The following is an 8,328-nucleotide window of genomic DNA, read 5'->3' on the forward strand; positions in this document are numbered from 1 at the left end:
GAGCTTCATCGTGACGCTCGCGACATTCTTCATCCTGCAGGGCGTCAACCTGGCCGTCACCAAACTCATTACGGGGTCCGTGGTGATCCAGGGCATGGGCACGGTACCCATGTTCGACCAGGTGAAGGTGTTCTTCGGCTCCTCGTTCAGTTTCCTCGGCCTGAACCTCAAAATGGCCGTGGTCTGGTGGGCCCTCGCCATCATCGTGGCCACGTGGGTGCTCATTCGCACCCGTGCCGGCAACTGGATCTTCGCTGTGGGCGGGCAGTTGCAGAGCTCGCGCCAGGTGGGCGTTCCGATTATGAAGGTCAAGATCGGCCTGTTTATGACCACTGCGGGCGCGGGCTGGCTGGTCGGAATGCTCATGCTCTTCGACGTGTCGACGGTGCAGGCTACGACAGGCATCGGTCAGGAGTTCATCTACATCATCTGCGCGGTGGTGGGCGGATGCCTGCTCACCGGCGGCTACGGCTCGGCGATCGGCGCCGCCCTCGGTGCTCTCATCTACGGCATGACCCTGCAGGGCATCGTCTTCGCCCAGTGGGACAACAACTGGCTCAAGGCCTTCCTCGGCGGCATGCTGCTGCTCGCGGTGCTCGTCAACCTCTACGTTCGCAAACGGGCAGGAGTTCGCTCATGAGCCAGACCACCAGTTCCACAACACCTCAAAGGTCAACCTCGCCGAGCGCGGGCGCGGGCGCTCCTCCGATCCTGGAGGTGCGAGACATCGGCAAGAGCTACGGGGCCATCCGCGCGCTCCACGGCGTGTCCGCTTCCGTGGGGATCGGTGAGGTCCTCTGCGTCCTCGGCGACAATGGCGCCGGAAAGTCGACCTTCATCAAGATCCTGGCCGGAGCCCACAGTCATACCGAGGGCGAGTTGCTCTCTTATGGGGAACCAATCACCTTCACAAGCCCCCGGCACTCGCTGGATCTTGGCATCGCCACGGTCTACCAAGACCTCGCGGTCGTTCCACTCATGCCGGTCTGGCGCAACTTCTTTCTCGGCTCCGAGATTACCCGTGGGTTTGGCCCGTTCCGGTTTCTCGACGTGAAGGGCATGCGCGACATCACGAAGGCCGAGCTGGCCAAGATGGGAATCGACCTGCGCGACGTCGACCAGCCCATCGGCACGCTGTCCGGCGGCGAACGTCAGTCCGTCGCAATCGCCCGGGCCGTGTACTTTGGCGCAAAGGTCGTGATTCTCGACGAGCCCACCGCTGCGCTCGGCGTGAAACAGTCGGGGGTAGTGCTGAAGTACATTGCCCAGGCACGCGACCGGGGGCTCGGTGTCGTGTTCATCACGCACAATCCTCACCACGCCTATCCCGTTGGTGACCGATTCTTGCTCCTCAGGCGAGGCACGAGTATCGGCTCGTTCACGAAGAGCGAGATCAGCATTGAGGAAATGACCGGCCTGATGGCCGGGGGTGCCGAGCTGGCTGCGCTTGCCCATGAGTTGGAGCGTCGTTAGCGCCAACTCCAATCTGAAGATAAAGCAGCTCGAACCGCGCGAGTAAACGCGACTGGTGGGCCCTCTGAACAGGGGGCCCACCAGCGTTTAAGTTCCGAGGACCGCGGCCGAACCTTCGCCCAGCAGCAGGCAGACGCGCTGCCGTCTTCCAGAATCTCCACGGCGTGGGCTCAGCTTTGGCCCATCGTCCGCGCATCGTCATGAGTGCAGCATTCTGACCAGTGACCCTGTCGTTTGATCACACCCAGCCTGCGAGAGCGACGTGTTGCGCTGGGGCATCGACTCTTGAGTCTCACCTCTGGCGCCCACCGGACGGGTGCGTCAATCGGTGCCGGTGGGACACGACAAGGATGCCCGCCACTAGTGCGGCGGGCATCCAGATAACGCGAGTGTCAGCGGATCTCACTCTTCCTGTCGGGGACCCCCGTGGCCGAGGAGCGGCTTCTGGTTGGTCTTGTGTGCGAGGTAGTCGACGCGCGCGGCCGTGGTTGTGTCGAGGGTAGAGGTTTCGGCCACCGGTACGTCCCACCAGCCCTCGCCGTCCGGGGCGTAGAGTCGCGGGTCGTTGTTGATGTGGATCATGGTGGCGCGGGTCGAAGCCTTGGCCGTTTTCATGGCCGCGGACAGGTCGGCGATCGCGTTCTCGGTGGGCTCGATCGAAATCACGTCCAGGCCATAGCTCGCGGCGTTCGCGGCGAGGTCGATGGGCAGAATCTCGCCCTGCTCGAAGTTGTTGCCCGCCTTGTCCTGGTAGCGGTACAGCGTTCCGTAGCGCTGCGACCCGACGTCGTCGCTGAGATGGCCGATCGAGGCGTAGCCGTGGTTCTGGATCAACACAATGATGAACTTGATGCCCTCGGCCACGGCTGACACGATCTCGGAGTGCATCATGAGGTACGAACCGTCGCCGACCATCACGATGGAGTCGCGGGTCACGTCGGCCCGCGCCACACCGATGCCGCCGGCGATCTCGTAGCCCATGCAGGAAAAGGCATATTCCACGTGGTAGCCGAGGCCGTCGCGCACCCGCCATAGCTTGTGCAGGTCGCCGGGGAGCGATCCGGCTGCGCACACGATCACGTCACGGGGGTCGGAGGCCTGCTGCACGGCGCCGATGATCTCAGACTGGCTCGGCAGCGCCTGGCGGCGGTCCACGAAGGACTCGTCAACCGCCGCATCCCAGATGGCCTTCTCCCTGGTGTAGTCGGAACGGTAGTCGGCCGAGACGTGGAAACCCTCGAGGCTTCGGTGAGCTCGTGAAGGGACTCGCGCGCATCCGCTACGACAGGGATCGCGCTGCCGTGCTTGAACGCGTCGAAGGAGGCGCTGTTGATGTTGATGAAGCGCACATCGGCGTTCTGGAAGGCGGTGCGGCTGGCGGCGGTGAAGTCGCTGTAGCGGGTACCGATGCCGATGATCAAGTCGGCCTGAGCGGCGGCGCGGTTCGCGGCGGTGGTGCCGGTTGCGCCGACCGAACCGAGGTTCTGCGCGTGGTCCCAGGTGAGCGAGCCCGTGCCGGCCTGCGAGAGGCCAACGGGGATGCCGGTGGCCTCGACGAATTCGCGCAGTGCCCCGGCGGCGTCGGAGTAAATCACGCCGCCGCCGGCCACGATCATGGGGCGTTTGGCGCGGGAGATGGCACGGGCGACCTCGGCGATTATGCCGCGGTCTGGGCGGGGGCGACGGATGTGCCACTCGCGGTCGGCAAGGAATTCCGCCGGAACCTCGAGCGTCTCGGCCTGCACGTCTTCCGGCAGCGAAATGGTGACGGCGCCGGTCTCGACAGGGTCGGTGAGCACGCGCAGGGCACCGAGCGCCGCGGAGAACAGCTGCTCGGGGCGGTTGACCCGGTCAAAGAAACGCGAGAGCGGCTTGAAGGCGTCGTTGACGCTCATGCTCGCGTCGTGCGGTAGCTCGAGCTGCTGCAGCACCGGATCGGACACGCGGGTTGCGAAGGTGTCGGCCGGCAGCAGGAGCACGGGCAGCCGGTTGGTTGTGGCCACGGCTGCGCCGGTGAGCATGTTGGTGGCGCCGGGGCCAACGGACGCCGCACAGGCGAACGTGGACCGACGACGGGTCATGCGGGAGTACGCGATCGATTCGTGCACCATGCCCTGCTCGTTGCGCGCCTGGTGGTACGGCATCAGGGTGGGGTCTTCGACGGAGAGCTGCTTGAGGGCCTGGCCGATCCCGGCAACGTTGCCGTGGCCGAAGATGCCGAAGGTTCCCACGATTGTGCGTTGACGCACGTCGCCGTCAACGGTGTACTGGTGGCCGAGGAACTCGATGAGCGCCTGGCTGACTGTCATGCGACGAGTAGTCACTGCGTTGTGTCCTTTCGGGTGCTGCCGGAGAAGTTAAGAAGTGTACGGAAGTCGGGAGTCGAACTCCTGGCCCAGCCAGGTGTCGCGAATCCAGCCGTGCGCCGGATCATCGCTGATACGCCACGAGCGGTCGGGGTCCGGCCCGGCCATGACGTTGAGGTAGTAGAGGTCGTAGCCGGGAGCCGCGACGCAGGGTCCGTGCCAGCCGAAGGGCACGAGGGCCACGTCGCCGGTGTGCACCTCCGCGTTGATGTCGATCGAGCCAGCCTCGGAGGAATAGGTGCGCATGAGGCCGAAGGGGCGCGCCGTCTCCGGCGCGGTCTGACCGCGGGTGACGGCGGTCTCGAAGTAGTAGATCTCCTCGAGGCTCGACTCCACGCCGGGGGTGTAGTCGTCGTGCTTGTGCGGCGGGTAGCTCGACCAGTTCTCTGCCGGGGTGATCACCTCGCACACGATCAACCGGTCGGCCGCGAGGCTTGCCGGGGTACCGAAGTTGTGCACCTGACGACTGGAGCGACCGGCGCCGCGCAGTTCGACGGGCACATCCGCTCTCGGGATATAGGCCACCGGAAGCGCCTGGTCTGTCGGTGACTCCGCCACCGCCACCCGGCCGGCGCCCACACCCGCGAACTCAATCGAGAGCGCCGTGCCGGTGGGCAGGTAGAGGGTGTCGGTGGGGCCGTGAAAAACGGATGCTCGCCCCTCGAGCATCTGCACGCGCTCTGCGGTCTCTCCCGCGAGTGTGTACCGCACCGTGAACGACCCCGCGAGGGGAACCACGATGCGCTCCACGGCCTCGGCGGGCAGCACCCGGCAGTCCCCCTCAGCGAGCGCTGCCACCCGAATGCCGGTGTAGCGCCATCCGCTGATGGCCGTGTCGACGACTGTTTCCCAACCGTCACGCTCGAGAGCGCCCCGGGCGTAGAACCAGTCTTGCGCCGGCTGGTCAGAGGATGGCACCGTCATCGTCTAGTTGTTCTCGGGGAAGCCGAGGTTGATGCCGCCGTGGCTCGGGTCGAGCCAGCGGCTGGTGATGGCCTTGCCGCGCGTGAAGAAGTGCACGCCCTCGACACCATGAGCCTTGGTGTCGCCGAAGAGCGAGTTCTTCCAGCCGCCGAACGAAAAGTAGGAGACGGGCACGGGGATGGGAACGTTGATGCCGATCATGCCCACCTCAATTTCGTTCTGAAAACGGCGGGCCGCGCCCCCGTCGTTGGTGAAGATAGCGGTTCCGTTGCCGAAGGCACCGGAGTTGATCAGGTCGACGCCCTCTTCGTAGCTCGCTACCCGCACGACCGAGAGTACCGGTCCGAAGATCTCCTCCGTATACGCCTTCGAGGTCACCGGCAGGGCGTCGATCAGTGTCGGGCCGAGCCAGAACCCGTTCGGGTCGCCGTTCACCTCGATGCAGCGTCCGTCGACCACGATGTTCGCACCGTCTTCCGCGGCGATGTCGATGTAGCTCGCGACCTTGTCGCGGTGCACCTCGGTGACCAACGGCCCCATGTCGCAGGAGCGTCGGCCGTCACCCACCGTGAGCGTGCTCATGCGGGTGACGATCTTCTCGATGAGCGCGTCGGCGACGGGTTCGACCGCCACGACCACGCTGATGGCCATGCAGCGTTCGCCGGCGCTGCCAAAGCCCGCGTTGATGGCGGAGTCGGCCACCAGGTCGAGGTCGGCGTCGGGCAGCACGAGCATGTGGTTCTTGGCGCCGCCGAGGGCCTGGATGCGCTTGCCGTGGCGGGTACCGGTTTCGTACACGTACTGAGCGATGGGGGTCGACCCCACGAAGGAGATGGCCTTGACGTCGGAGTGCTCGAGCAAGCCGTCGACGGATTCCTTGTCACCCTGCAGCACGGTGAACACGCCGTCGGGGAGGCCAGCCTCCTTCAGCAGCTGGGCCATCCAGATGGCCGCGCTCGGGTCCTTCTCACTGGGCTTGAGGATGACCGTGTTGCCGGCCGCGAGGGCAAGCGGGAAGAACCACATCGGCACCATGGCCGGAAAGTTGAAGGGGCTGATCACAGCGACCACGCCGAGGGCCTGGCGAGTGGAGTACACGTCGACACCGGTGGAGACGTTTTCGGAGTAGTCCCCCTTGAGCAGGTGCGGAATGCCGCAGGCAAATTCCACGACTTCCTGGCCACGGGAGATCTCGCCCAGGGCGTCGGAGAGCACCTTGCCGTGCTCGCTGGTGATGATCTCGGCCATCTCCCCCTTGCGGGCGTCAGCAGTTCGCGAAAGCTGAACAGGATCTGTTGTCGCTTGGCGATGGACAGGTCGCGCCAGGCCGGGAACGCGGCCTTGGCGCTTGCGATGGCGGCCGCGATTTCGGCCTGGTCGGCGAGCGACACATTCTTGGTGATCGTGCCGAGAGCGGGGTCGTAGACCGGCGCGGTTCGGCCGGAGGTTCCCGGCTGTTTCTGTCCGTCAATCCAGTGCGAAACGAGGGCCAGGTCGGTTGCTGTTGCGGGCATGGTGATCTTCTTTCTGAACGAGAGTTGAGCGAGGGAGAGTTTCAGGCGCCGTGAACGAGGGTGGCGGCCATGTCGATGGCCTTCTCGATATTGCCGTCGTGCGGGTAGAGCAGGCTGCGGCCCACGACGAGGCCGCGCACTCCGGGGAGCCCGAGGGCGTTGTGCCAGCGCTCGAACGTTTCGTGCTGATTGCCGACGGGGTCGCCGCCGAGCAGCAGGGTGGGCAGGGTGGTGGCGGCCATCACGCGATTCATCTCCGGCACGACGGGGAGCTTCAGCCAGGAGTAGGCGCTCGAGTCTCCGAGGCCCTCCGCGATCGCGATCGAGAGGATCACGGCATCCGCTGTGAGGTCGTTCTGCACCTTACCGTTCACCCACGAACTCATGAAGGGCTCGAGCATGATGGGCAGTCCGGCGGCGGCGGCCTCGCTCACCACCTGGGCGGTGGCTTCGAGGGTGGCGACCGAGCCGGGGTCGGCGAGGTTGATACGCAGCAGGTTCTTGGCGAAGTCGAGGCGGTCGCGCTGGATACGGTCGACCGAGTAGGCCGTGTAGCGGTCGTCCATCTCGAATGAGGCTCCCTTGAGCCCGCCGCGGTTCATGGAGCCCACGACGATCTTGTCGTCGAGCAGCCCGAGTAAGGCCAGGTCGTCGATGATGTCGGGCGTGCCGAGCACTCCGTCGACGCCTGGCCGGGAGAGCGCGGTGGCGAGGCCTTCGAGCAGCTCGTAGCGGTTGGCCATGGCGTTGTCGTCGCCACGCACCCCGAGTGCCCCTCGGGCACGATGGTCGGCGGCCACGATGAAGAGGCGACCGTCGCCGCGGATGAGATCGCGGCGGGTGCGGCTCGCGAGGATCTCACCGATACGTTCAGGATGCTGCGCGCGGGTCTGGCGAAGGGCGCTGAAATCGAGCCGACTCATTGGTCTAGTCCCTTCAGGATTTCCTCGACCTCGGCGGTCGTGGGCATGGCTGTGGAGCATTCGAGCCGGCTGGCGACGAGCGCGCCGGCCACGTTCGCGAATTTCAGGATGCGTTTCAGTGGCCACTCCTGCAGGAGTCCGTAGCAGAGGGCGCCGCCGAAGCTGTCGCCGGCGCCGAGGCCGTTGACCACGTCGACGAAGTACGGCGGCACCTCGACGGTTTCGTCGCGGGTGCGGGCGAGCACACCCTTCGGACCCTGCTTGACGATCGCCAGCTCGACACCACGCTCGAGCAGCGCGTCGGCCGCGCGGAGCGGCTCGGTCTCGCCGACGGCGATCTCGCACTCTTCTTTGTTGCCGACGGCGATGGTGACCTGCTCGAGCGCCTTCGACACCTCGGCGCTGGCCTCCTCGGGCGAACTCCAGAACATGGGTCGGTAGTCGAGATCGAGGATGGTGAGCGGTGAACGGCCGCGGGCGGCCCACGCGGCGTGGTGCGCCGCGCGGCTGGGCTCCTGAGACAAGCCGGTGACGGTCGACCAATAGATACGGGCGGAGCGGATGGCGTCGAGGTCCAGTTCATCGGCATTGATGACCAGATCGGGGGCCTTGGGCTCGCGGTAGAAGTAGAGGGGAAAGTCATCAGGCGGGAAGATCTCGCAGAACACAACGGGCGTGTTCAGACCGGTGACTGTCGACACGAATTCGTCGCGCACCCCGAGCCTGCGCAGCTCCTGGTGAATGTACCGACCGAACGGGTCGTCACCCGTGCGGGTGATCACAGCGGTATCGAGCCCGTGGCGGGCCGCCGCGACGGCCACGTTCGTGGCGCTTCCGCCCAGGTACTTGCCGAAGGTGCTCACGTCTTCGAGACCGGCCCCGATTTGGAGGGGGTAAATGTCCACGCCGACACGGCCGACCGTCAGTACATCGAGTGCAGGGGTGAGTGTCATGTCTGGCATACGTCGCTGTACAACTTTCTGGTTCGTGGACCGGATAGGTTCACGATAGCGCCTTTTCGTTCATATGTCATGACATATTCACAGCTGCTCCTGTTTGCGTGCGCCATTCGGGGAAATGCGACCGAAACTCGGACTGCCGTACCGACACTTCCGGAGGTATATTAAG

At 65.3% G+C, this 8,328-nt stretch carries 5 protein-coding genes and 2 pseudogenes; 2 read left to right on the forward strand and 5 right to left on the reverse strand.

Annotated elements, in window-relative coordinates:
• Both JF66_RS13845 and JF66_RS13850 read left to right on the forward strand, forming a co-directional pair.
• Positions 1-640: ribose ABC transporter permease (locus tag JF66_RS13845; RefSeq protein WP_035879064.1), on the forward strand; the 640-nt coding region annotated here is incomplete at its 5' end.
• Positions 637-1,473 carry an ATP-binding cassette domain-containing protein gene (locus JF66_RS13850; RefSeq protein WP_081882391.1) on the forward strand — a complete coding sequence of 279 codons (837 nt, stop codon included), beginning with the start codon at positions 637-639 and terminating at the stop codon, positions 1,471-1,473. The genes JF66_RS13845 and JF66_RS13850, both read left to right, overlap by 4 nt.
• A gap of 402 nt (positions 1,474-1,875) precedes the next feature.
• Here JF66_RS13850 and iolD read toward each other — a convergent pair.
• The 5 genes and pseudogenes from iolD to iolC form a co-directional block, all read right to left on the reverse strand.
• Positions 1,876-3,782 (reverse strand): annotated as a pseudogene (gene iolD / locus JF66_RS13855) (3D-(3,5/4)-trihydroxycyclohexane-1,2-dione acylhydrolase (decyclizing)).
• Between the two features lie 48 nt (positions 3,783-3,830).
• Positions 3,831-4,763 carry a 5-deoxy-glucuronate isomerase gene (gene iolB / locus JF66_RS13860; RefSeq protein WP_035879065.1) on the reverse strand — a complete coding sequence of 311 codons (933 nt, stop codon included), beginning with the start codon at positions 4,761-4,763 and terminating at the stop codon, positions 3,831-3,833.
• Between the two features lie 3 nt (positions 4,764-4,766).
• Positions 4,767-6,277: pseudogene (locus JF66_RS13865) on the reverse strand (CoA-acylating methylmalonate-semialdehyde dehydrogenase).
• Between the two features lie 41 nt (positions 6,278-6,318).
• On the reverse strand, positions 6,319-7,200 hold the full coding sequence (locus tag JF66_RS13870; RefSeq protein WP_035879066.1) for a class I fructose-bisphosphate aldolase: 882 nt from the start codon (positions 7,198-7,200) through the stop codon (positions 6,319-6,321).
• The gene (gene iolC, locus JF66_RS13875) at positions 7,197-8,153 is read right to left on the reverse strand and encodes a 5-dehydro-2-deoxygluconokinase (RefSeq protein WP_035879067.1); all 957 of its coding nucleotides are present in this window, start codon (positions 8,151-8,153) and stop codon (positions 7,197-7,199) included. The genes JF66_RS13870 and iolC overlap by 4 nt, the downstream gene beginning before the upstream one ends.
• Positions 8,154-8,328 lie beyond the last annotated feature (175 nt).

This window comes from Cryobacterium sp. MLB-32 (assembly GCF_000738085.1).
Lineage (GTDB): Bacteria > Actinomycetota > Actinomycetes > Actinomycetales > Microbacteriaceae > Cryobacterium.

Coding starts and splice junctions, on each gene's coding strand:
- iolC (WP_035879067.1), bottom strand. CDS start 8,153: ATGACACTCACCCCTGCACTCGATGTACTGACGGTCGGCCGTGTCGGC.
- JF66_RS13850 (WP_081882391.1), top strand. CDS start 637: ATGAGCCAGACCACCAGTTCCACAACACCTCAAAGGTCAACCTCGCCG.
- JF66_RS13870 (WP_035879066.1), bottom strand. CDS start 7,200: ATGAGTCGGCTCGATTTCAGCGCCCTTCGCCAGACCCGCGCGCAGCAT.
- iolB (WP_035879065.1), bottom strand. CDS start 4,763: ATGACGGTGCCATCCTCTGACCAGCCGGCGCAAGACTGGTTCTACGCC.